Annotated in this window: 27 protein-coding genes and 2 pseudogenes; 8 read left to right on the top strand and 21 right to left on the bottom strand. The window is 64.0% G+C overall.

Going from position 1 to position 22,942, the window contains the following annotated elements:
- The first annotated feature begins 5 nt into the window (after nt 1-5).
- Nucleotides 6-1,709, top strand: coding sequence for a ShlB/FhaC/HecB family hemolysin secretion/activation protein (locus AACH55_RS07830; protein WP_338718885.1), 1,704 nt, complete (start codon nt 6-8; stop codon nt 1,707-1,709).
- A gap of 85 nt (nt 1,710-1,794) precedes the next feature.
- Here the strand turns inward: AACH55_RS07830 and AACH55_RS07825 are convergent, their stop codons facing one another.
- The 5 genes and pseudogenes from AACH55_RS07825 to AACH55_RS07805 form a co-directional block, all read right to left on the bottom strand.
- The gene (locus tag AACH55_RS07825) at nt 1,795-1,926 is read right to left on the bottom strand and encodes a hypothetical protein (protein ID WP_338718884.1); all 132 of its coding nucleotides are present in this window, start codon (nt 1,924-1,926) and stop codon (nt 1,795-1,797) included.
- A gap of 91 nt (nt 1,927-2,017) precedes the next feature.
- Nucleotides 2,018-2,671: a DNA oxidative demethylase AlkB gene (alkB, locus tag AACH55_RS07820; protein WP_338718883.1), complete on the bottom strand. Its 654-nt coding sequence runs from the start codon at nt 2,669-2,671 to the stop codon at nt 2,018-2,020.
- Between the two features lie 62 nt (nt 2,672-2,733).
- A pseudogene (locus tag AACH55_RS07815) lies at nt 2,734-2,838 on the bottom strand (alpha/beta hydrolase); the annotation flags it as partial.
- A 92-nt stretch (nt 2,839-2,930) separates the two neighbouring features.
- Nucleotides 2,931-4,043 (bottom strand): bifunctional DNA-binding transcriptional regulator/O6-methylguanine-DNA methyltransferase Ada, encoded by a 1,113-nt coding sequence (gene ada, locus AACH55_RS07810; RefSeq protein ID WP_338718882.1) that lies wholly within the window; start codon nt 4,041-4,043, stop codon nt 2,931-2,933.
- A gap of 175 nt (nt 4,044-4,218) precedes the next feature.
- Complete coding sequence (locus AACH55_RS07805) at nt 4,219-4,737, bottom strand: Lrp/AsnC family transcriptional regulator (RefSeq protein WP_017454267.1); 519 nt, start codon at nt 4,735-4,737, stop codon at nt 4,219-4,221.
- Nucleotides 4,738-4,884: 147 nt separating this feature from the next.
- On the opposite strand from AACH55_RS07805, the gene hppD reads away from it, so the two are divergent.
- Nucleotides 4,885-5,991, top strand: coding sequence for a 4-hydroxyphenylpyruvate dioxygenase (hppD, locus tag AACH55_RS07800; RefSeq protein WP_338718881.1), 1,107 nt, complete (start codon nt 4,885-4,887; stop codon nt 5,989-5,991).
- Nucleotides 5,992-6,182: 191 nt separating this feature from the next.
- Nucleotides 6,183-6,530 (top strand): hypothetical protein, encoded by a 348-nt coding sequence (locus AACH55_RS07795; protein ID WP_338718880.1) that lies wholly within the window; start codon nt 6,183-6,185, stop codon nt 6,528-6,530.
- 124 nt (nt 6,531-6,654) lie between these two features.
- Here AACH55_RS07795 and AACH55_RS07790 read toward each other — a convergent pair whose 3' ends face one another.
- On the bottom strand, nt 6,655-7,494 hold the full coding sequence (locus tag AACH55_RS07790) for an ABC transporter substrate-binding protein (protein WP_338718879.1): 840 nt from the start codon (nt 7,492-7,494) through the stop codon (nt 6,655-6,657).
- Between the two features lie 139 nt (nt 7,495-7,633).
- Between AACH55_RS07790 and AACH55_RS07785 the strand changes: the two genes are divergently transcribed.
- Complete coding sequence (locus AACH55_RS07785) at nt 7,634-7,825, top strand: hypothetical protein (protein ID WP_338718878.1); 192 nt, start codon at nt 7,634-7,636, stop codon at nt 7,823-7,825.
- Nucleotides 7,826-7,938: 113 nt separating this feature from the next.
- A complete protein-coding gene (locus AACH55_RS07780; RefSeq protein ID WP_338718877.1) occupies nt 7,939-8,745 on the top strand; it encodes a phosphodiester glycosidase family protein in 807 nt (268 codons plus the stop codon).
- 80 nt (nt 8,746-8,825) lie between these two features.
- On the opposite strand, the gene AACH55_RS07775 is transcribed toward AACH55_RS07780, so the two are convergent.
- Together AACH55_RS07775 and AACH55_RS07770 are read right to left on the bottom strand one after the other, a co-directional pair.
- Nucleotides 8,826-8,951, bottom strand: a complete 126-nt coding sequence (locus AACH55_RS07775) for a hypothetical protein (RefSeq protein WP_338718876.1) — start codon at nt 8,949-8,951, stop codon at nt 8,826-8,828.
- A gap of 134 nt (nt 8,952-9,085) precedes the next feature.
- Complete coding sequence (locus tag AACH55_RS07770; RefSeq protein ID WP_338718875.1) at nt 9,086-9,364, bottom strand: hypothetical protein; 279 nt, start codon at nt 9,362-9,364, stop codon at nt 9,086-9,088.
- 219 nt (nt 9,365-9,583) lie between these two features.
- On the opposite strand from AACH55_RS07770, the gene AACH55_RS07765 reads away from it, so the two are divergent.
- The 3 genes and pseudogenes from AACH55_RS07765 to AACH55_RS07755 all read left to right on the top strand — a co-directional run.
- A complete protein-coding gene (locus tag AACH55_RS07765) occupies nt 9,584-10,417 on the top strand; it encodes a M15 family metallopeptidase (RefSeq protein ID WP_338718874.1) in 834 nt (277 codons plus the stop codon).
- Nucleotides 10,418-10,577: 160 nt separating this feature from the next.
- The gene (locus AACH55_RS07760; RefSeq protein WP_338718873.1) at nt 10,578-10,784 is read left to right on the top strand and encodes a hypothetical protein; all 207 of its coding nucleotides are present in this window, start codon (nt 10,578-10,580) and stop codon (nt 10,782-10,784) included.
- Between the two features lie 106 nt (nt 10,785-10,890).
- Nucleotides 10,891-11,046, top strand: a pseudogene (locus AACH55_RS07755) (GNAT family N-acetyltransferase); the annotation flags it as partial.
- Nucleotides 11,047-11,058: 12 nt separating this feature from the next.
- On the opposite strand, the gene AACH55_RS07750 reads toward AACH55_RS07755, so the two are convergent.
- The 13 genes from AACH55_RS07750 to AACH55_RS07690 all read right to left on the bottom strand — a co-directional run bounded on the left by AACH55_RS07750 (nt 11,059) and on the right by AACH55_RS07690 (nt 22,733).
- Nucleotides 11,059-11,994 (bottom strand): CysB family HTH-type transcriptional regulator, encoded by a 936-nt coding sequence (locus tag AACH55_RS07750; RefSeq protein ID WP_338718872.1) that lies wholly within the window; start codon nt 11,992-11,994, stop codon nt 11,059-11,061.
- Nucleotides 11,991-13,070 carry a sulfate ABC transporter ATP-binding protein gene (locus AACH55_RS07745; protein WP_338718871.1) on the bottom strand — a complete coding sequence of 360 codons (1,080 nt, stop codon included), beginning with the start codon at nt 13,068-13,070 and terminating at the stop codon, nt 11,991-11,993. Before AACH55_RS07745 ends, AACH55_RS07750 begins: the two co-directional genes overlap by 4 nt.
- A gap of 9 nt (nt 13,071-13,079) precedes the next feature.
- The gene (gene cysW / locus AACH55_RS07740) at nt 13,080-13,970 is read right to left on the bottom strand and encodes a sulfate ABC transporter permease subunit CysW (protein WP_338718870.1); all 891 of its coding nucleotides are present in this window, start codon (nt 13,968-13,970) and stop codon (nt 13,080-13,082) included.
- A gap of 1 nt (nt 13,971) precedes the next feature.
- The gene (cysT, locus tag AACH55_RS07735; protein WP_338718869.1) at nt 13,972-14,862 is read right to left on the bottom strand and encodes a sulfate ABC transporter permease subunit CysT; all 891 of its coding nucleotides are present in this window, start codon (nt 14,860-14,862) and stop codon (nt 13,972-13,974) included.
- Between the two features lie 170 nt (nt 14,863-15,032).
- Complete coding sequence (locus tag AACH55_RS07730) at nt 15,033-15,617, bottom strand: alpha/beta hydrolase (RefSeq protein ID WP_338718868.1); 585 nt, start codon at nt 15,615-15,617, stop codon at nt 15,033-15,035.
- 39 nt (nt 15,618-15,656) lie between these two features.
- Nucleotides 15,657-16,493: an EAL domain-containing protein gene (locus tag AACH55_RS07725; RefSeq protein ID WP_338718867.1), complete on the bottom strand. Its 837-nt coding sequence runs from the start codon at nt 16,491-16,493 to the stop codon at nt 15,657-15,659.
- Between the two features lie 63 nt (nt 16,494-16,556).
- On the bottom strand, nt 16,557-16,772 hold the full coding sequence (locus AACH55_RS07720; RefSeq protein ID WP_006464491.1) for a TOBE domain-containing protein: 216 nt from the start codon (nt 16,770-16,772) through the stop codon (nt 16,557-16,559).
- A gap of 270 nt (nt 16,773-17,042) precedes the next feature.
- Nucleotides 17,043-17,876 carry an ATP-binding cassette domain-containing protein gene (locus AACH55_RS07715; protein WP_338718866.1) on the bottom strand — a complete coding sequence of 278 codons (834 nt, stop codon included), beginning with the start codon at nt 17,874-17,876 and terminating at the stop codon, nt 17,043-17,045.
- A 30-nt stretch (nt 17,877-17,906) separates the two neighbouring features.
- Nucleotides 17,907-18,746, bottom strand: coding sequence for an aliphatic sulfonate ABC transporter permease SsuC (gene ssuC / locus AACH55_RS07710; RefSeq protein ID WP_338718865.1), 840 nt, complete (start codon nt 18,744-18,746; stop codon nt 17,907-17,909).
- 7 nt (nt 18,747-18,753) lie between these two features.
- A complete protein-coding gene (gene ssuD / locus AACH55_RS07705) occupies nt 18,754-19,920 on the bottom strand; it encodes an FMNH2-dependent alkanesulfonate monooxygenase (protein ID WP_338718864.1) in 1,167 nt (388 codons plus the stop codon).
- A 43-nt stretch (nt 19,921-19,963) separates the two neighbouring features.
- On the bottom strand, nt 19,964-20,947 hold the full coding sequence (locus AACH55_RS07700) for a sulfonate ABC transporter substrate-binding protein (protein ID WP_338718863.1): 984 nt from the start codon (nt 20,945-20,947) through the stop codon (nt 19,964-19,966).
- Nucleotides 20,948-21,059: 112 nt separating this feature from the next.
- On the bottom strand, nt 21,060-21,656 hold the full coding sequence (gene ssuE / locus AACH55_RS07695; RefSeq protein ID WP_338718862.1) for an NADPH-dependent FMN reductase: 597 nt from the start codon (nt 21,654-21,656) through the stop codon (nt 21,060-21,062).
- A gap of 63 nt (nt 21,657-21,719) precedes the next feature.
- Entirely contained in the window at nt 21,720-22,733 is a 1,014-nt protein-coding gene (locus AACH55_RS07690; protein ID WP_338718861.1) for a sulfate ABC transporter substrate-binding protein, read from the bottom strand.
- Nucleotides 22,734-22,942 lie beyond the last annotated feature (209 nt).

Raw genomic sequence — 22,942 nt, 5'->3', positions numbered from 1 at the left:
TCACCATGTTTTCAGCTTGCCGTTTTCCTTCCTCCAGACTTGTCCTGATCCTTGGCCTGAATCTGCTCACTCCCCTTGCCCTGGGGCAAACCGCCGTCAATCCCGAGCAATTGCAGCGCGAACGTGAACGCGCCCTGCGCCAGCAGCAGGAGCAGCGGCCCGACGTGAATCTGGGCACACCGGCGGCGCCTGCGATGGCGCAGGATTTTCCGGCGCAGGAGCAACCCTGCCGGACGATTTCGTCGATCAGGCTGGAAGGTGACCAGGCCGAACGTTTTGAATTTGCGCTCGACAGCGTGACCGGGCCGCAGGGCGCCATCGGGCGCTGTCTCGGCTCGAAAGGGGTGAACCTGGTACTGGCGCGGGTGGAGAGCGCCATCGTCGCGCGCGGCTACACCACCACCCGCGTGCTGGCGCGTGCGCAGGATCTGTCGCGCGGGCAGCTGGTGCTGTCGGTGGTGCCGGGACGCGTGCGCCACATCCGCTTTGCGCCCGATGCCGATCCACGCGGCACCGCCTTCAATGCCCTGCCGGTCAACGCGGGCGACATCCTCAACCTGCGCGATATCGAACAAGGGCTCGAAAACTTCAAGCGCCTGCCAACCGTCCAGGCCGACATCAAGATCACGCCCTCCGAAGATGCCGCTGCCGAAGCGGGCGACAGCGACCTGGTGATCGAGTACCAGCAAGCGTTTCCGTTCCGTCTCACGGCAACGCTGGATGATGGCGGCGCGCAGGCCACCGGCAAATATCAGGCCGGACTGACCCTGGCCTATGACAACTGGTGGACCCTCAATGACCTCTTCTACGTCAGCATGAGCCGCAGCCTGAATCACTACGGCGACCACGGCAGCCAGGCCTATACGCTGCATTACTCGCTGCCCTGGGGCAACTGGCTGGCGGCCATCACGATGTCGGGCAATCAGTATCACCAGACCGTGGCCGGTGCGTTTGAAAACTTCGTCTACAGCGGCCGTTCGGAAACCACCGAATTGAAACTCTCGCGTCTGGTCTATCGCAATGCCGCGAGCAAGACCACGGTGTTCGGCAAAGGCTTGCTGCGCAAGGCCTACAACGCCATCGACGAGCTGGAGGTGGCGGCCCAGCAGCGCCGCACCACGGCGTGGGAAGCGGGGCTGAACCAGCACCAGTATCTGGGCGAGGCCGTGGCCGATGCCACGCTGGCCTATCGCCGTTCGTTAGACACCCAGGGCAGTGAACCGGGTACGCCCTTCGACCTGCCGCAGGTGGGCACGCACTATGGGCTGTGGCTGCTGGATGCCTCGCTCAATGCGCCCTTCCAGCTGGCCGGTGCCAGGATGCGCTATGCCGCTACACTGCGCTCGCAGTGGAACCGCGGCAGCCTGCCGCCGCAGGATCAGTTCTCCATCGGCGGGCGCTATACGGTGCGCGGCTTCGATGGCGAACTGAGCCTGCAGGCTGAGCGCGGCTGGTTCCTGCGCAATGAAGTGGCGGCGGGATTGGGCGAGAGCGGCCAGGAACTGTTTGCCGGCATCGATACCGGGGCGGTAGCAGGACCGACGGCGCAGTTCCTCACCGGCCAGCGGCTGACCGGCGCGGCGCTGGGCTTGCGCGGCAGCCTGTTCAAGCTGAGTTATGAGATGTTCGTGGCGACGCCGCTGGCCAAACCGGCGGGCTTCCAGACGGCAGCGGTGACCGGCGGATTCAACCTGCAGTGGGCCTTCTGAGCGCGGCACGTGGTGCCGGAAAAATCCGACACCATCCCCTGTCAATGGCTGACTGCCGGGCCGTGGCGATTGCTCAATAATGCGCTCACATGGACCGCATCACCACCGCGCCCGACGCGTCGGGTTCTTCGACCGCATCATCGTCATCGGCTCCACCGGCCGATGCCCGCGCGGCAAGGGCTTGGCGTATCACGATGCCGATGACCATCTGATCCACGATGAAGATGTGTTGGGGCCCCTGAAGGCCCTGGCCATTCCGCCGGCTAGCCAGAACTACGTGGCGCGCACCCTCCGAATGCGCGCCGCGCTCAGCGTGCGCGGCGGAAGGTCAGGTTGTAACGGCAGCGCCCGGTCAGTGCATGCTCGCCGTCGCGCAAGGTGTCGATGCCGTGGAAGGCCAGCCGTGCCGCTCCGCCCCACACCACCACGTCGCCGCTTTCCAGTCGCATGCGTTGCGGCTTGTCGGTGCGCGCCATGCCGCCGAAGAGAAAGGTGGCGGGCAAGCCCAGCGAGACGGAGACGATGGGTTGCGCCATGTCCTGCTCATTCTTGTCCTGATGCAGGGACATGCGCGCACCGGGGTCATAGCGATTGACGAGGCAGGCGTCCGGATCGAATCCGGCAAATCCCGCCGTCTCTGCCGCTCGCACGGCCAGCGCCATGAAGGCGTCGGGCATGGGTGGCCAGTCGCGTTCGGCCAGGGGATCGAGCGACTGGTAACGATAGCCGCGCCGGTCGGTGACCCAGCCGAAGCGGCCGCAATTGCTCATCGCCACCGACATGCGAAAACCGCCCGGCGTCTGCATGTGGCGCAGGGGTGAGGCGGCCAGCACGGTCTCGATTCCCGCCATCAGCTGCGCAGCCTCCTCCTCGCTGACGAAGGCGCGCAACAGCAGCGCACCTTCCGTGATGCGTTCCACGGAAGGATCGCGCGCGAGCCCGGCGAAGAGGTCGCCGGTCATGGAGTACGCTCCGTGCGCGGTGGCGCTCGCTCGATGAACTGGCTTACTTCGTCCAGCGTCGGTGCGATGAAGTCGCGCGAACTCAGGGCTTCGCCGACCAAGGCATAGTCCTTGCGACTGCCCTCGTTCCAGCTGCCGCCGTAAAAGAAGATCACTACCGGCAAGCCTTGCGCGAGGGCGAGACCGGCCTTGCCAAGAACATGCATGCGCGACTCCGGCAATGAATGAAGGGCTATTGTAGCTGCGCAAGCAGAAGCCTTCAGGCGCCCTCATCCTCCAGTGAAGCCGGCACTGCCCTGGCCGCCGCTTCGCGTGCCAGCAGGGCGGCCTTGCGTTCCACGCCCCAGCGATATCCGGAGGCGCTGCCATCGAGCCGCACGATGCGATGGCAGGGAATGAGCACGGCAATCTCGTTGCGTGCGCAGGCGTTGGCGACTGCCCGTACGGCCTCGGGCTGGCCGATGTGCGCGGCCAGTTCGGCGTAGCTCAGGGTGACGCCCGGCGGCACCGCGCGCAGGGCTTGCCAGACGCGCTGCTGGAAGGCCGTGCCCCGCACGTCCAGCGGCAGGGACGCGCCCTGTTGCGGATCGTCCAACGCCGCCAGCACCTGTGCCAGCGTCTGTTCGAAAGCGGCATCGCCGGGAGCGAGGTCGGCTTGTGGGAAACGGTCCTGCAGTTGCCGCACCAGGGTCTCGGGATCGCTACCCAAGGTGAGCGCGCAGATGCCCTGCCCGGTGGCCGCTACCAGCAAGGCGCCGAGCCAGCATTGGGCAACGGCGAAGCGGATCTTCTCGCCCGCACCGCCGCGCCGGTAGACGGACGGCTTCATGCCCAGCTGCGCCGCACTGTGCGTATAGAAACGTCCGCTGGAGTGAAAGCCGGCTTCGTAGAGCGCCTCGGTCACGCTGGCACGCTCACCGAGTTGCGCACGCAGGCGGGAGGCGCGGCATGCATCGGCATAGGCCTTGGGCGTGACGCCGGTGTGCTGCCTGAAGAGACGATGGAAATGGTAGCGGCTCAACCCCACAGCCTCGGCCAGGGTGGCGGTATCGGGAGTCTGCTCGGCCTGATCGATCAGACGGCAAGCCTGCGCGATGGCGCGGGCCTGGCGCTCCTGCAAGGGAGGCTGGTCAGGCTTGCAGCGCTGGCAGGGACGAAAACCGGCGGCCTCGGCAGCCGCACAGCTGGCGTGGAAGGCGACGTTCTTGCGCAGGGGCGTGCGCGCACCGCAGGAAGGTTTGCAGTAGACGCCGGTACTGCGGACCGAATACCAGAACCGGCCATCGGCCGCCCCATCGCGCTGCTGTACGGCCTGCCAGCAGGCGTCGGGATCGGGTGCGGTGGGCGGATGGGAAGAAGTCAGGGTCAGCATGCGGCGCTCCTCGGATCGGATGCCAGTGATGGATGCCAGTAATTCTAGGCGCGTGCTGACGGGACCGCACTCCGCTGATTGCTTTTGAATTCCCGCACCAGGGCAAATGCTGCATACGATTATTCAATGATTGAGGCGCTGAATCATTGAATAAGCGCATCATCGTTTTTTGCCCTCACTGCGAGAAGCGGATGCGCTGGCGTGACTTCACCGGCTGCATCACGTGCTCCAGCGGCAGTTCATGCGATTGCTTGACCTTCTTCAGGGTGATGTTGGATTTGACGTTGGTCACGCCCGGCAGGCGCAGCAGCCGCGTCATCATGAATTCGGAAAACGCCGCCAGGTCGGGCGCGACGATGCGCAGGATATAATCGCCCTCCCCCGTGACGGAGAAACACTCGGTCACTTCCGGCATCGCCTCCACGGCTTTTTCGAAGAGTTCGCCACGGGTTTCGCCCTGGCGGTCCAGGGTTACGGTGGTGAAGGCGGTCACGCCCAGGCCGACCACGGCCGGGTCCAGCACGGCGGTGTAGCGCTCGATGACGTGGGCTTCTTCCAGGCGCTGCACGCGGCGGCTGATCTGCGAGGTGGACAGATGGACTTTCAAGCCCAGGGCGCTGTTGGTAATATGGCCGTCCCGCTGCAGCTCGGTCAGCAATGCCAGATCATAGCGATCCACGTTGATGATGCTCATTTGTCTCTCCAAAGTGTGTATTTAAGAATTATTTGTGCATATTATCCGCTATATTGCGCAAAAAACAATCACAAATTGCACTCCCGGCGCAATAAACTCTTCGAACAGGCCGCACTTGCCGGCCTTCCCCACACGAGGAGACACACGATGGGCCATGCAGAATCCCAACTCACCAGCGCCGCCACCGCCACCGGTAGCCGCGACCTGTTCGACAATCCCATGGGCACCGACGGCTTCGAGTTCGTCGAGTACACCGCCGCCGACCCGGCCGCCATCGCAGGCGTGCTGGAGCTGATGGGCTTCACGGCCGTGGCGCGTCACCGCTCCAAGAACGTCACCCTGTACCGCCAGGGCCAGATCAACTTCATTCTCAACGGCGAACCGGGCAGCAATGCCGCCGCCTTCGCGCAAGTGCACGGGGCCTCGGTGAACGCCATGGCCTTCCGCGTCAAGGATGCGGCCCATGTGTACAAACGCGCACTCGAACTGGGTGCCGAAGGCGTGCAGGCCAAGCTGGGACCGATGGAACTGAACATTCCTGCCATTCGTGGTATCGGCGGCTCGCTGCTCTACCTGGTGGACCGCTATGGCGACAACGGCTCCATCTATGACGTCGACTTCCAGTTCTTCCCCGGCGTGGAGCGCAATCCCAAGGGCGTGGGCCTGACCTACATCGACCACCTGACCCACAACGTGATGCGCGGGGCGATGGATACCTGGTCGTCGTTTTATACCCGCCTGTTCAATTTCCGCGAGATCAAGTATTTCGACATCGAGGGCAAGGTGACCGGCCTGCGTTCGCGCGCCATGACCAGCCCCTGCGGCAAGATCCGCATCCCCATCAACGAGAGTGCCGACGACAAGTCGCAGATCGAGGAATTCATCAAGCAGTACAACGGCGAAGGCATCCAGCACATCGCCCTGGGCACCGACGACATCTACCAGACCGTGCGTGCCCTGTACGCACGCGGGGTGCCGCTGCAGGACACCATCGCCACCTACTACGACCTGGTGGAGCGCCGCATTCCCGGCCACGGCGAAGACCTGGCGGCCCTGCGCGAACTGAAGATCCTCATCGACGGCGCGCCCACGGCAGGCCAGGGTCTGCTGCTGCAGATCTTCACCCAGAACCTGATCGGTCCGGTGTTCTATGAAATCATCCAGCGCAAGGGCAATGACGGCTTTGGCGAAGGCAATTTCAAGGCCCTGTTCGAATCCATCGAGCTGGACCAGATGCGCCGCGGCGTGATCTGATTCCACGGCCGGCCTGGCTGGCCGCCCTTTTGCGGGCATCAAACAAAAGGCGCAGCGCCCTCCTCGGGCCTGCGCCTTTTCACTTACTTACGTTCTCCAACTCAAGCTTTACCGCACGCTGCCGTAAATCAACACATGCAGCATCGCAATACCCTCGCCATCCCTTGCGCCCTCAACGGGCTGGAGTTCGCATGAACGTCGCGTATGAACAAGAACAAGCTGCCCACGCCCCACGCGCAGTGGCAGACACGCTGGCCCATGATCCCGCCGAGCTGGTGGCGCACCTGAGCCACCGCATCCTGATCCTGCAACAGCAGGCGCAATCGCTGGCGCGCTTCCCCGGCAACCGGGATGGAAAGCAGCAGCGCCAGTTGCTGCAGCAGCAGATCCGCACGCTTTACCAGCAATTGTTCGCCCTGGAACAGCAGCAGGCGCAGATGCGCATGCGCAGCGAGAACTATCTCAGCATGGCGCTTTCGGTCGCCGCCCATGCCGCACACCATCACGCCCACGGCCAGGCGCTGCAGCCGGCTTTGTAAGTCCGGCCTGCGCGCGCACGAAGCTTCATATCCTTTTCAATAGCGCTGGCATGGCGGCAAACCGTCATGGTCAGTGGCAACGCAATGGCGAACGGTGGTGACGGACGTGGCGTGCTCAGGACGACTACCGGAAGGCCGAAATCGGTGTCAGCTTCTTGTCGCGGGGGATGTTGAACTTGGTCTTGGGGCCGAACCACCTGGTCCACAAGGCGTCGATCTCGCCGGCTGTTTCCATCTCGGCCAGGGCCTGGTTGACGGCATCGAGCAGCCTGCGCTCCCCCTTCTTGACGCCCAGCGCGGTCGGTTCCCAGGCCAGCGCGCCCTCGACGAAGCGGAAGCGTCCGCCTGATTCACTGACGAAACGAATACCGGAGGGTACCGAAATGGCCAGGGCGTCGGAACGCCCCTGGGCCAGCGCCAGGAAGGATTGCGGGGTATCGGGGAAAGTCAGCAACGTGGCCTTGCGCAGCAGGCGACGCACAGCCTGCTCCGGGGTGGAGCCACGCGCGACGCTGATACGCTTGCCGTCCAGGTCCGATACCAGGTTCAGGCCGGAGTCGCTGAAGACGATCAGCTTGAGCGGATTCTGGTAATGCGAGGCAGTGAAATCGATCTGCCGCGCCCGTTGGCGGGTATAGCCCAGCGCCGCCGACACCAGGTCGACGTCGCCATGCATCAGCGCCGGCAAGCGCTCCTCCACCGTCACGCTACGCTGCCGCATCTTCACGCCCAGCTTGCCCGCAATCGCATTGCACATGTCGACGTCGAAACCGACCATCTGGCCACTCTGCGGATCGGAGAAAGCCAGCGGCTCATTGTTGGCCAGCGTGGCGCAGATCAGCGAGCCGCGCTCCTGGATCTCGTCCAGACGGTCGGCATGCGCGGCAGCGGGAACCAGCCAGGCACTGGCCACCAGCAAGCTGCCCATGCCCAGTTGTTTCAGGTGCTGCGAAATCTTTTTCATGCTTCTCCTCGTCGAGTGTCGAGGATAGCCCGAAACAATCCCCGATGTCACTCGCAGTAGCCACTTGGCAGCATCATTGCCAACAAAAAAATCAGCGCCCATAAAAAGGCCGCCCAGCAGGGGCTAGGCGGCATCTGGTATGACACGTGGCGCGGTAGCAGCCTCTGTCTGCATCGACCCGGCGTACGACGGCGATGCGGCCCTTTTCATCGTGTTCGAGGCGATAGACCACCGCCTCGGTGATGACCTGCACGCCGCTGTCTTCGGTCTGCTGTGCCGCCAGTCCGCCGTGGTACTGCGCATCGATGGGGGTACAGCGGCAAAGCCTTGAGATGGCTTTGCCGCCCAATCCGGATTTCCCGTGGCACGTGCGGCTTGTGCCATTTACAATACCGCCTCACCCCTGCCATCCCCTGCCTTCCCGCAGAACAAGACCTGGTTTCGATGCTTCACTCCCCTTTCCGCCACCGCACAGACACCCGCACCGGCCTTTGCCTCCCCTTGCTGCGCCTGCTGGCGCTCGCTGTCCTGATGCTGGGCTGCCTCCGGGCCGGGGCTGCCGAGATTCGCCAGTACCAGTATCACCAGGTCTTCATCAGCACCTGCCGCGCCGATCCGCGCAGCGACACCATCCGCATGTACTGGAAGGACGCCAGCGGCACGCCGCTGGGCAACTTCAGCCGGCTCGACGCGCATCTGCGCAGCCAGGGGCAGGAGATGGTGTGCGCCACCAATGCCGGCATCTACGACAAGCAGTTGCAACCGCTGGGGCTGTACGTGGAAGGCGGCAACCAGTTGCGCAAGCTCAATACGCGCAAGAACGCCTATGGCAATTTCTATCTGCAACCCAATGGCGTGTTCGTGCTCAGCGAGCGGCAGGCCTATATCGTCGAGACCGACGACTACCAGGCCGAACTGGGCCTGTGGAATGGCGTGACGCGCTATGCCACGCAATCGGGCCCGCTGATGATCGTGGACGGCAAGATCAATCCCCGCTTCGACCCGGCCTCGGCCAATACGGTGGTGCGCAACGCGGTGTGCCTGGACGCGGCCGGCATCGTCACCCTGGCCATCGCGCGCAATCCGATCAGCTTCTACGATTTCGCCAGTTTCCTTCGTGATGAACTCAAGTGCAGTGACGCTTTGTACCTGGATGGCAGCATCTCGCGCATGTATCCCACGCTGGAAGCCAATATGGGTCCGGCGTTCGGGGCCATGATTGCGGTGGTGAAGCCGCACGCGGGGAAGTAGCCGGAAAGCCAGGCAAAAAAAGCCCGCAGCCAATGAACTGCGGGCAAGTTCCCTATCAAGAGGGAGGTTGAAGGAACAGTTCAACCACCTGTACGACTGCGGGCCGCAAAAAAAAGTTCGGAAAGATTTTTCACCCGCATGGCCTGTTCGGGCCTCGCGGCCAGGTGCCAGGAAAGCCGCTTCATCTGCTGCGCCAGATACGCCATTGCGCCATCCTCCCGCCCAAAAGAAAGCGCCGCAACAGTTACCTGTTGCGGCGCATTGCAGTGCTGTTCCCACTGCGGGAGATGGGTGCGGTTCTTGCCGTTCTTGTTGGCTCTTGTTGTAGTCGGTGCTGCGCTTACTTTTGCGTACCGGCGTTGCCGCCCGGCGTGCTCGGGCTGGTGGTCGAGGAATCCGATGGCGTGGTCGGAGTCGGGGCGGCCGGGGTGGCGGTCGAGCCGCCAGCGGTACCGGAGTCAGCCGGTGCCGGAGTGGTCGGGGTGCTGCTTGCCGGTGCCGGCTCGGATGCGGCCGGCGGGGTGGCGGCCGGGGTTGCCGGCGCTTCGTCGCGCTTGTTGCAACCGGCCAGGACAGCGGTGAATACGGCGGCAGCCAAGAGGGTGTGGCGAATCTGCATATGTTGCCTCCAAAGGTTGTTGATGGGATTTGCCGAAATGCACTGAACCAAGCACGGCATGCGTGCTTGCCCGGATTCGACAGCTTCTGGACACCGATTATTCCCGCTCTGGCGGTCTCAGGCTGTCAGAAAACGGCGCATCTTCATGTCAGCCATCGCAGGCAATGTGATTTTGATGACAACACTTCTTCACCCCAAAAAGCCGTATCATCGCCCTCCATGACGACCTTCACCGCCCGCTTCCCTGCCCTTGTCATCGCCTTGCCGGCCCTCATGCTGGCCATGACGCTCCCCACTGCCGCCCATGCCGGGATCACACCGGTATCGCCCGCGCAATGCGCCCGGATGCAGGCCAGCAAGGTCATCACGGCGGGTAATCCCGTACCCTGCTCCCGCCTGGCCACCGTGAGCTTCGACTACACGGACTTCGACGGCGCGACCCGGCAAGGCGCCGTGGTGGTGCTGGATGCGGTGGCGCCGCAAGTGGAGTCACTGTTCGGCGAACTGCTGCTGCGCTCCTTCCCGCTGGCCGGCGCCCGCGCGCTGGAAGCCTACGAGGGCGATGACCAGCGCTCGATGGCCGACAACAACAGCTCCGCCTTCAACGGCCGGCCGGTGACCGGGGGCGGCGGCTGGTCCAAGCATGCCTATGGCGCGGCCATCGACATCAATCCCCTGCAGAATCCCTACGTCAGCCAGGCCGGCAGCCCGCAGCAGGAAGTCCTGCCGCCGCAGGGCGCGGCCTGGCTGCAGCGCACGCCGCCACGGCCCGGCATGGCCGAGGAAGTCATCAGCGTGTTTTATGAACATGGTTTCCTGGTCTGGGGCGGCCAGTGGAAGCAGCCCATCGACTACCAGCACTTCGAAATCGGCAGCCGCAGCTTCATCCAGACGCTGGTGAGCCTGCCCAAGGCACAGGCGCGCGCCGAGTTCGAGCGCTATGTCGCGCGCTACCGGCAATGCGTGCATCCGGCTGCTGCCGCCCAGAGCGACGACGATGCCCCCGAAGACACCCGCTTGCGCGATCAATGCGCTGCACGCCTGCGCAGATAAGCGGCCGTAAAGACGCGCACCGACAGTCCACGCGATACAGGTAAAGATCCGCAAGTTTAAGTAAGCGGGCGCAGCAAGCTCCTGGTGCGCGCCTATACTGCCCCGGCAATACCGGTCTGGGCGCAGGCCCGGGTGACAGCCTTACTTGAGGAGTGCACGCATGTCGATCAATTCCGTTTCCAACGTCCATCAAACCAACACCAACACTACTGCCGCTGCCCAGCAGGCGCCGAAGAAGCAGGGTGTCAATTTCAACGACCTCCTGAAGGCCACCACACAGTCCACGCAAGTGGCCCAGTCCACTGCCTCGCAACCCAGCAGTACAGATTCCAGCACCATCACCACGACACCGACCCGTACGGTCTGAGCGTAACGACGCTGGCAACAAAGACAAAGGCCGGACAGTGTGCAGACACTTTCCGGCCTTTGTCATGACAGTCAGGCGAAGTGGCCCGGTACAGTTATACTGCGACGTCAGCCGCGCGCTGATCGAAGAACTGTACCGGTACGCCGCCGATGGCGCCGAGCGAGTGTACTGGCATACCCATCACACCAACGCCCGGGCGCGCCGGCTTTATGACACGCTGGCCATCGATTCGGGCTTCATCGTCTATCGCAAGAACCTGTAATACGCTCACCGCTTACGGCTGCGCATTGGCCTCATTGAGCGCATTGACGATATCGGCACGCTTGAGATCGGGCGCGAACTGCTGGATGAAATCGAAGGCATAGCCGCGCAGATAGGCGCCGCGCCGCACCGCCAGACGGGCGATGTTGGCCTTGAACAGGTGCGAGGCATTGATGGCCACCATGTCCGTGTGCTTGCCCTGGTCCACCGCCATCGAGGCCACCAGACCCACGCCCATGCCCAGCGAGACGTATTGCTGGATCACGTCGGAATCCATGGCGGTCAATACGATGTCGGGCTCGATGCCGGCCTGGCGGAAGGCTTCATCGATGTGGCCACGGCCGGTAAAGCCGACGTCATAGGTGATGAGCGGCCAGGTGCCCAGGTCTTCCAGCGAGACCTGTTCCAGCCCCAGCAGCGGGTGGCCTTGCGGCACCACGATCACGTGGCTCCACGTATAACAGGGGAAAGACACCAGCTCCTTGAATTGCGACAGGCCTTCGGTGGCGATGCCGATATCGGCCTTGCCCGAGATGACCCATTCGGCGATGTGTTCCGGCGCGCTCTGCTGCAGGGCGATGCGCACCTGCGGGAAGGCATCGCGGAAAGCCTGCACCACGCGCGGCAGCACGTAGCGCGCCTGGGTGTGGGTGGTGGCAATGGAGAGCGTGCCGCTCTGCTCGCCGGCGTATTCCTTGCTGGCGCGGCGCAGGTTCTCGGCTTCCAGCAGGAGCCGCTCGACGATGCCCAGGATGCCCTTGCCGGGTTCGGTCAGGCCGGTCAGGCGCTTGCCGTTGCGCTCGAAGATTTCCACGCCCAGTTCTTCTTCGAGCTCGCGGATCTGGCGGCTCACGCCGGGTTGCGAGGTGAAGAGCACATTGGCCACTTCGGTCAGGTTGAAGCCGCAGCGCGCGGCTTCGCGGATGGAACGCAGCTGCTGGAAATTCATCGTGCCTGCCCTCCTTGTTTCTGCGCGAAGACCTGCAGGCGACGCGGACGCACGACCAGGGTCTCGCCATTCTTCAAGCCCAGTTGCGCAAACCGTTCATTGGGAATGACGGCTTCGATCAGCTCGGCATTGTCATCGCGTTCCAGCTCCAGTTGCGCCAGCGGGCCGATGGCGTGTGCACGACGCAGTTGCACCACGATGCCTTCGGCACCGGGGGAATAACGCTCCACATCGAGATCATGCGGACGCACGAAACCGACCCCGGCCGCATCGCGGATATCATCGTGGCCGGGCGCTGCGAAGCGCGCGCCACCGGCATCCAGTACGCCTTCATGCAGACGGCCGTGGAACAGGTTCACATTGCCCAGGAAGCCGTAGACGAAAGGCGAAGCGGGATGGTTGTACACCGTCTCGGGCGTGCCGATCTGCTCCACTTGTCCCTTGTTCATCAGCACCACCTGGTCGGCCACTTCCAGCGCTTCTTCCTGGTCGTGGGTGACGAAGATGCTGGTGACGTGCAGTTCATCATGCAGGCGGCGCAGCCAGCGGCGCAGTTCCTTGCGCACCTTGGCATCGAGGGCGCCAAAGGGTTCGTCCAGCAGCAGCACGCGCGGCTCCACGGCCAGTGCACGGGCCAGCGCGATACGCTGGCGCTGGCCGCCCGAGAGTTGCGGCGGATAGCGGTCGGCCAGCCAGTCCAGCTGCACCAGCTCCAGCAGGCGCTTGACCTTCTCGCGGATGACGGCCTCCGAGGGACGCTGCGCACGCGGTTTCACACGCAGGCCGAAGGCGATGTTCTCGAACACGGTCATGTGCTTGAACAGCGCATAGTGCTGGAACACGAAACCGACCTGACGTTCACGCACGTGACGCGCCGAGGCGTCTTCGCCATCGAGCAGCACCTGACCCGAATCGGGCGATTCCAGACCGGCGATGATGCGCAAGAGCGTGGTCTTGCCGCAGCCGGAGGGGCCCAGCAAGGCCGTCAGTTCGCCCGCCGGGAAATTGAGGGACACGTCGTTGAGCGCGGTGAAGCTGCCGAAACGCTTCTGGATGTGATGGACTTCGATGCTCATGATGACTCCTTAAGCTTGTTCGCTGGCGCTGTGCTGCTGGTGCAGCCGCCATTCGATGACACTCTTGACGGCCAGCGTGACCAGCGCCAGGAAGGCCAGCAGCGAAGCCACGGCAAAGGCGCCGGTGATGTTGAATTCGTTATAGAGGATCTCGACCTGCAGCGGGATGGTATTGGTCTCGCCGCGAATGTGGCCGGAGACCACCGAGACGGCGCCGAACTCGCCCATGGCGCGGGCGTTGCAGAGGATCACGCCATACAGCAGGCCCCACTTGATGTTGGGCAGCGTGACGTGCCAGAAGGTGCGCCAGCCGGAGGCGCCCAGGACCAGCGCGGCTTCTTCTTCCTCGCTGCCCTGCGACTGCATCAGCGGGATCAGTTCGCGCGCCACGAACGGGAAGGTCACGAAGATGGTGGCCAGCACGATGCCCGGCACGGCGAAGAGAATCTTGATGTCATGCTCGCGCAGCCACGGGCCGAAGTAGCCCTGCAGGCCGAACAGCAGCACATAGATCAGGCCCGAGATCACCGGCGAGACCGAGAACGGCAGGTCGATCAGGGTCAGCAGCAGGTTCTTGCCGCGGAACTCGAACTTGGCAATGGCCCAGGCGGCGGCCACGCCGAAGACCAGGTTCAGCGGCACGGCGATGGCGGCAGTGATGACGGTCAGCTTGATGGCGGACCAGGCATCGTCCTCGGTGATGGAGGCGACATAGACATCCCAGCCCTTGCGCAGCGCCTCGTAGAACACCGACACCAGCGGCACGAACAGAAACAGCGTCAGGAACACCAGCGCGATGCCGATCAAGAGCGCACGCACCCACCAGGGTTCGGTGATGGCACCGGGTGTCAGCGGCGGCTCGCCACGGGCAATCGCGTTGGCTTGCGGGGCAGCACTCATCTCAGATCCTTTCCGGCTGGCCGCGCTTGCGGGTCCAGGCTTGCAGCAGATTGATGGTCAACAGCAGGATGAAGGAAACCAGCAGCATCACCATCGCAATGGCGGTCGCACCGGCGTAGTCGTATTGCTCCAGCTTGGTGACGATGAACAAAGGGGTGATTTCCGAGACCATGGGCATGTTGCCGGCGATGAAGACCACCGAGCCGTATTCACCGGAAGCGCGCGCAAAGGCCAGCGCAAACCCGGTCAAGAGGGCCGGCAGCACGGTCGGGAAGATCACCCGCGTAAAGGTCTGCCAGCGGCTGGCACCGAGGCTGGCGGCGGCTTCTTCAAGCTCGCGCTCGGCTTCTTCCAGCACCGGTTGCACGGTACGCACCACGAAGGGCAGACCGATGAAGGTCAGCGCCACCAGTACGCCCAGCGGGGTGAAGGCGACCTTGATGCCCAAGGGCGCGAGCAGCTTGCCCAGCCAGCCGTTCTGCGAATACAGCGTGGTCAGGGCGATGCCGGCAACCGCAGTGGGCAAGGCGAAAGGCAGGTCCACCAGGGCATCGATGATGCGCTTGCCGGGGAAGCGATAGCGCACCAGCACCCAGGCCACGATGCCGCCGAAGATCACGTTGAGAAAGGCGCCGATGAGCGAAGCGCCGAAGCTCAGGCGATAGGAAGCCATCACACGCGGCGAAGTCACCGCCTCGATGAAGCCGCCCCAGGTCAGGGTGAAGGTCTTCAGGAACAGCGCCGACAGCGGAATCAGCACGATCAGCGCCAGGTAGAAGATGGTGAAGCCCAGCGACAGCCGGAAGCCGGGCAGCACGCGCCGGCTGGTGCCGCCGGCAGCCTTCGCTGGCGCGGCCACGGGGGCGGCAAGGGATACAGGGGATGCGGACATGTCGTTCTCTTGTTATTACAAATGCGACTATAGGTGAGCGATATTCGCACCCACTAGTTATAAAGAGAACGAAGCTTTTTGCATGTCCTTAGAAGAAAAGCGCATAAAGCACGGCAGGAAACCGGCTTGATGCGCTCAAGATGTAACGGAATGAAGTGAAGAAAAAAGCTTCAGACGATGCGTTCCAGCAATTCCAGCAGCCATTGCTGGCCTTCGGTCCAGTCGCCCAGGCCGGATTCGGAATTGATGTGCCCGCGTGCGCCCACCGAACGGAATTGCGCACCCCAGGCCTCGGCCCAGTGACGGGCGCGCTCGGCGCTCATCCAGGGATCGTTGTCGCTGCCCACGACCAGGGCCGGATACGGCAGCTTGTGCCGCACTGCTGCACTCAGGCTGAACTTGACCGGATCAGCCGGCGCCACCAGCAAGGCAGCCACGATGGGATGGGCCGATCCCTCCGCTGCGGCTTGCAAGGCAGCCGTGCGATGCACCGTGGTCAGGCAGCCGAAGCTGTGCGCCACGATCACCGTAGGCCGCCCATCACGCGCCAGCACTTCGCCCAGGCGGGCCGACCAGCGCGGCAGGTCGGGCGTTTCCCAGTCGTCCTGCCTGACCCGCTCGAAGGCCGGATACAGCCGCTGCCAGCGCGATTGCCAGTGCTCCGGCCCGCTGTCGGAGAGGCCCGGGGCCACCAGCACGCGAAAATCCGCCAGGCGTGCCGGGGTAGTCGAAGAAGAGGGAGACGACAGACTCATGCAAGCCTCGCAGCAAGGGAAGAAGTCATGCAGTATGCCTCAGGCGGCGTCCCTGAGGCCGAGCAAAGTGTCCGGCAGACGCGCGGCCGGGATATCCCACAAATAACCTTGCGCCAAAGTGGACTGGGCCAGTGCCTGACAGTACCAGGCCAGTTTATCGAACACTTCCCGGCTTTCGACGCGCTTGAAGAAGATGCGCACCCCCTGCTCGGCCGCCCGCAACAGCAACAAGGCCACGCTGTCGGGATCGGCCAGTTCGCGCGCATCGACCTTGATCAGATCGGGCCTGACCTTATCGAGCAGGCCCAGCGCCTCCAGCGGACTATTGGCCGACACGCCCAGGCGAAAACCATTGCGGCGGTAATTGTCCAGCACGTAGTTGAGCAGCCAGCGCTGGTTGGGCGTGACCACCGGCAGTTGCAGCACGATGCGCTCATGCGGCAGCTCCAGCGCCTCCAGGATGCGGCGATAGGCCACGCCGTGATTGTTGTTGACGGCGGCCAGCAGGCGCGCATGGACCGACAGGTGCAGTTCCGGCGCGTCGTCACCGACCTGGCGGTAATAGTTGATGGCGTGCAGCATGCGGCACAGCCGGTCCAGTTCCACCGACTCGTCGTCGCTGGCGGCCTGGTCGAGCAACTTCCACAGATGCAGGCCGTCATCGACGGCCGAATGGCTGCGGGCAAAGGCCTCGCAGGCGACGATGTGGCCATCGTCGAAGCTGCGCACCGGCTGGAAGGCCGAGGTCAGCGAGGTATTGAAGAAACGCCCTGCGGCGCGCCCCTGCTCATCCAGCCAGACCTTGGAGGACGTTGCGCCGCCGGGCTGCTGCGCATCGAGGCGGGCCAGATAAGCCTTCAGTGCCTGATATGCCATCGGGCCTGCTCCTGAAAAAATGATGCCGCCCGGCCGGAATGAACGGCCGGGGCGGCCAGACGATCACAGCTTGGCGATCGAGACTTCGGTGGCCTTGACCAGTGCCACCACTTCGCTGCCGATGGTCAGGCCCAGGTCCTTCACGGAGCGGGTGGTGATGACCGAGGTCACGATACCGGCCGGGGTTTCCACATCCACTTCGGACACCACCGAACCTTCGATGATGGCCTTGACCTTGCCCTTGAACTGGTTACGGACGTTGATTGCTTGAATGGTCATGCTCTGCTCCTTGATGAAACGGCGTCGGCACCTGCCACGCCGCATGGGTTGAAATCAAATCGGGTAAAACTCTCAAAAACCTGTACGGACTCCATCAGAAACCGTTCGGACCGAGTAGGCCCGTGAGGGCCGTATCGAAGACGCACCGCAGGCCAAACCTGACAGCACGCTCCGGAGCGCCTTCGATACGCGGCGATGCCGCTACTCAGGACGAACGGTCGTCGTGGCACAACCTCTACAAATCGGCTGAATCATTCATGGCGGTGAAACTCACACCGCCCACTGCACCTGCTGTACGCCACGGGGCGTGAAGAAATCTTCAGATGGCTCTGTAACCGCCTCGCTACCGGGATGACGCAGCACGCGCGCCAGGATGGCTTCTTCCAGCGCGGCAAACTGCGCCTGGCCGCGTGAGCGCGGACGGGCCAGTTCGATGCGCTGGTCCAGCGCCACATGACCATCCTCGATCAGCAGCACGCGGTCGGCCAGGGCGATGGCTTCCTGCACGTCGTGCGTCACCAGCAAGGCAGTGAAACCACGTTCGCGCCAGAGCGATTCGATCAGGGTCTGCATCTCGATGCGGGTGAGCGCATCGAGCGCGCCCAGCGGTTCGTCCAGCAGCAGCAATTGCGGGTCGTGTACCAGTGCGCGCGCCAGGGCCACGCGCTGGCGCTGGCCACCGGAGAGCACGGCCGGCCATTCGCCGGCACGCTGATCCAGGCCGACCTGGCGCAGCGCATTGAGCGCCTGCGGCGCGGCCTGCCTGGGCAAGCCCAGCGCGACGTTGGCCTGCACCCGCTTCCAGGGCAGCAGGCGCGCATCCTGGAACATGATGCGGATCTCGGGTGCGCCGCTGCCTTCGTGTTCATAGAGGACTTCGCCGTCGCTGGCCTGATCCAGCTGGGCCACCAGTCGCAGCAAGGTGCTCTTGCCGCAGCCGCTGCGGCCGACGATGGCGACGAATTCGCCGGGTGCGATGTCCAGATCGATGTCGTGCAACACCGTGCGGCCGCTGAAGGACTTGGACAAGGCGCGCAGCCTGAGGCCTACGCCGCGGCCGGCGGCACGGCTGACTTGCTGGTGTTCATGGGTGTCATTGCGCATGATGGTTTCCTGATGCATTCATGGGGCAGGTCATTGGTAGCCGGGGTGCCAGCGCAGGAAGAAGCGTTCCAGCGCCCGCGCCGCGGTATCGGCCAGCTTGCCCAGCAAGGCGTAGAGCAGGATGCCCACCAGCACCACATCGGTCTGCAGGAATTCGCGGGCATTCATGGTCATGTAGCCGATGCCGGCCTGCGCCGAAATGGTCTCGGCCACGATCAGCAGCACCCACACCAGGCCCAGCGCAAAGCGCAGGCCGACCAGAATGGAAGGCAAGGCACCGGGCAGGATCACGTCGCGGTACAGCGGCCAGCCCGAGAGGCCATAGCTGCGGGCCATCTCGATCAAACCCTGGTCCACCGAGCGGATGCCGTGGAAGGTATTGAGGTACACCGGGAAGAACACGCCCACCGAGACCAGGAACAGCTTGGCCGTCTCGTCGATGCCGAACCACAGGATCACCAGCGGGATCAGGGCCAGCGCGGGAATGTTGCGCACCATCTGCAGGGTGGTATCGAGCAGCAGTTCGGCTGAACGCAGGCTGCCCGAGAGCAGGCCCAGGATCAGCCCCAGTCCGGCGCCGACCGCAAAGCCGGAAGCCGCGCGGCCGCTGGAGACGGCCAGGTGGTGCCACAGCTCGCCGGAGGCCGACAGGTTCCACGCCGCTTTCAATACGGCGAAGGGTTCCGGCAGGATGCGGCTGGACAGCCAGCCGGCCTGCGCCGCGATCTCCCACCACACCAAGAGCAGGACGGGCAGCAGCCAGCCGACCCAGGCGCCACGCGGCTTGCGGGCGGCCCGGGCGGCGGCCTTGGGGCGCGCCTGCTCCTGCGGTGCGGTGCTGGCGAGAACGGGATTGGATGCGCTGGTCATGGCGTCCTCAGCTGGCCGACACGCGCACCGGCGCGGCCTTGGGCAGTTCGGTATTGCCGACGATCTCGCCGAAGGGACCGGTCAGGTTGTGCCCGGCCAGGTCTTCACGCCGGGCCCGCGGCAACAGCGGGAACACCAGTTCGGCAAAGCGATAGGACTCTTCCAGATGCGGATAGCCGGAGAGGATGAAGGTATCGATGCCCAGGTCCGCATACTCCTTGATGCGTGCGGCAACCGTCGGGCCATCGCCCACCAGCGCCGTGCCCGCGCCCCCGCGCACCAGGCCCACGCCGGCCCACAGGTTGGGGCTCACTTCCAGCTTGTCGCGGCGCCCGCCATGCAGGGCGGCCATGCGGCGCTGCCCTTCCGAATCCATGCGGGCGAAATTGGCCTGGGCCTTGGCGATGGTCTCCTCATCCAGGCGGCTGATGAGTTCATCGGCGGCGCGCCAGGCGGCCTCGTTGGTCTCGCGCACGATCACGTGCAGGCGGATGCCGAAGCGCAGCGTGCGGCCCGCCCTGGCAGCGCGTTCGCGCACGCGGGCGATCTTCTCGGCCACGGCGGCGGGCGGCTCGCCCCAGGTCAGGTAGACGTCGACCTGCTCGGCGGCCAGGTCGATGGCTTCGTCCGAGGAACCACCGAAGTACAACGGCGGATAAGGGGTCTGCACCGGCGGATAGAGCGCCTTGGCGCCCTTGACGCGCAGGTGCTTGCCCTCGAAATGGGTCTCTTCGCCGGTATGGGTCTTGGTCAGCACCTCGCGCCAGATCTTGAGGAATTCGTCGGAGACTTCATAGCGTTCGGCATGGCTGCCGAAGACGCCATCGCTCTCCTGCTCCACCGGATCGCCACCGGTGACCACGTTGATGAGCAGGCGGCCATTGGAGAGGCGGTCGAAGGTCGCGGCCATGCGTGCCGAGAGCGTCGGCGCGGTCAGGCCGGGGCGCACCGCCACCAGGAATTTCAGGCGGCGGGTGGCATCGATCAGGCTGGCGGCAGCGACCCAGGCATCTTCGCAGGAACGGCCGGTGGGCAGCAGCACGCCGTCGTAGCCCAGCGTGTCGGCGGCCACGGCGACCTGTTTCATGTAATCGTGGCTGACCGGGCGGGCGCCCTCGGAGGTGCCGAGATAACGGCTGTCACCATGGGTAGGGATAAACCAGAAAACGTTCATGCTTGACTCCTGTGCTGCTGGACTGGGGTGTTCGGGAAAAGCGTCACTTGAGAACCGCGTCGCTGACCTTGAGCGGCTTGGGGATCAGCTTCAGTTCGTAAAAGGCGTCGGCGATCTTCTGCTGCTCGGCCAGCACCTTGGCATCGACCGGCTTGTAGACGTGGGCATAGCGCTTGAGGCCGGTTTCGATGATGTCGGCATCCAGGCCCTGGATGGGCGCCAGCTGGGCCGCCGCTTCGGCGGTGTGCGTGCGCACCCATTCGCCTTCGCGGGTGATTTCTTCCAGCAGGATCTTCTCCACTTGCGCATTCCTGGTCGCGAAGGGACGCGCACTCAGGAAGAACTGATGGTGATTGACCGCACCCACGCCCGTGGCCAGGCGGCGTGCGCCGACCTGTTTTTCGGCGGCCGCCTGGAATGGATCCCAGATGGCCCAGGCATCGACGGCACCGCGCTCAAAGGCGGCGCGTGCATCGGCCGGGGCCAGATAGACCGGCTGGATGTCGCTGTATTGCAGGCCTGCTTTCTTGAGCAGGGCCACCACCAGCCAGTGCACGTCGGAGCCCTTGTTGAAGGCGATCTTCTTGCCCTTCAGCTCGGCCACGCTCTTGATGGGGGAATCCTTTTGCACCAGCAGGCCTTCGGCATCGGGGGTCGGGATTTCATAGGCGGTGTAGACGAAATCGGCACCGGCTGCCTGCGCAAAGACCGGCGGTGCTTCACCGACGTAGCCGAAATCGACCGAACCCACGTTCAGCGCTTCCAGCAATTGCGGACCGGCCGCGAACTCGGCCCATTTCACTTCCACGCCCAGCGGTTGCAGGCGCTTTTCCAGCGCGCCGTGGGCTTTCAACAGCACCAGGGTATTGGCGGCCTTCTGGTAGCCGATGCGCAGCAGCTTGGTTTGCTGCGCCTGGACCGGGGCGGCACCGAGGGTGAAGGCCAGCGCGCCCAAGGCGATGGCCGACAGGCGCTGCAGGGTGCGGCGACGCGGGGAGTGGATGGTCTTGTTCTTGTTGACGGACACGATGTTTTCTCCAGATTCCAGAATGCGGGCGTGCAGAGGGCCTTCCGCTCTACCAGCCGGGTCTTTTTTCAGTTCGGATTGCGCTGCCGGATCAGGTCCGGCCAGGTTCAGTTCAGTAGGACACGCTGTATTGCAATTGCGAGAACGGAATCTCGCGGAATTCTTCAGGCGCCACCTTGTGCAGCGCCAGCAGGCTGGCCGAGAGCTGCTCCACGCCTTCATTGACGCGGGCCTCGATGGGGGCATCCAGCACCAGACCCGTTTCTTCACTCCAGGTCACCTGCGCCTCGGTGGCGTAGATGCTGGGCAGCACGTGCTTGGGGTTGAGCGAGGACAAGACCGGGCGCAGCGCATAATCCAGCGCCAGCATGTGCGACTGACTGCCGCCGGTGGCCAGCGGCAGCACCAGCTTGTTGGTCAGGCCGAACTGCGGCAGCAGGTCCAGGAAGGCTTTGAGGATGCCGCTGTAGGCCGCCTTGTAGACCGGAGTGGCGACCACCACGGCCGAGGCTTCTTCGACGGTGGCCAGTGCGGCCTTGATGTCGGCATCGTTCCAGTCGGCGCGCAGGATGGCCTGGCCCGGCAGGTCGCGCACGTCCAGGCGCGCATAACGGTGTCCGAGCCGGGCCAGCTTGTCGCCGACGTGGTGCAACAGACGGGTGGAGCGGGAGGGTGCCGAAGGACTGCCGGCCAGTAACAGGATGGTCATGTCGTGTGCTTGTGCTGGGGGGTGGATGGAACCGGCCAGGCCGGTTCCTCGTGCAGGGTCAGGTCACTTCTTGTTGGGGGCGTAGAGCTGGTCGAAGGTGCCGCCGTCGGCGAAGTGCGTCTTCTGTGCCTTCTGCCAGCCGCCGAAATCCTTGTCGATGGTCACCAGGTTCAGCTTGGGGAATTGCGCAGCGTACTTGGCGGCGATCTTGGGATCGATGGGACGGTAGTAGTTCTTGGCGATGATCTCCTGGCCTGGCTCGGTGTAGAGGTACTTCAGGTATTCCTCGGCCACCTTGCGGGTACCGCGGCGGTCGGCCACCTTGTCCACCACCGCCACCGGCGGCTCGGTCAGGATGGAGATCGACGGCACCACGATGTCGAACTTGTCCGGGCCCCATTCCTTGAGCGAAATCAGGGCTTCGTTTTCCCAGGCCAGCAGCACGTCACCGATGCCGCGCTCGACGAAGGTGATGGTGGCGCCACGGGCACCGGAATCGAGCACCGGCACGTTCTTGAAGAGCTTGGCGATGTAATCGCGGGCCGCGTCGTCGCTACCGCCCTTCTGCTTGGCATAGGCCCAGGCCGCCAGGTAGTTCCAGCGGGCGCCGCCCGAGGTCTTGGGATTGGGGGTGATGACGGAGACGCCCGGCTTGATCAGGTCGCCCCAGTCCTTGATGCCCTTGGGGTTGCCCTTGCGCACCAGGAACACGATGGTGGAGGTATAGGGCGAGCTGTTGTGCGGCAGGCGCTTTTGCCAGTCGGCCGGCAGCAGCTTGGCCTTCTCGGAGATTTCGTCGATGTCGTAGGCCAGGGCCAGGGTCACCACGTCGGCATCGATGCCATCAATCACCGAACGGCCCTGCTTGCCCGAACCGCCGTGGGATGCCTTGATGGTCACGTTGTCGCCGGTCTTTTCCTTCCAGTACTTGGCGAAGGCCTTGTTGTAGTCGGCGTAAAGCTCGCGCGTGGGGTCATAAGAGACATTGAGCAGCGAAATATCGGCCGCATGCGCCAGCGCGGCGGCTTGCGCCAGCACCAGGGCGGCGGCGACCGATTTGATGATCTTCTTCAGCATATCCGTTCCCGAATGTTCTGTTGTTTTGGAGCGCACAGGTTAATAAGCCTGCTGACCAAAAAGAACGAATACTTTCTTCTCTCGATATGCGGAAAACAGATATGAAAGAACAGCGCGCCGGAATAAGGACGGCAATCTATATAACCAAAGCCTTGGTTGGGAACACGGCCGTGCGAAAATCCTTACACCCTGCCCGGCCCGCCCGGCGC

Origin of the sequence: Herbaspirillum sp. DW155, from assembly GCF_037076565.1 — a bacterium.
Lineage (GTDB): Bacteria > Pseudomonadota > Gammaproteobacteria > Burkholderiales > Burkholderiaceae_D > Herbaspirillum.
This window is presented reverse-complemented; position numbering and strand designations above follow the sequence as displayed.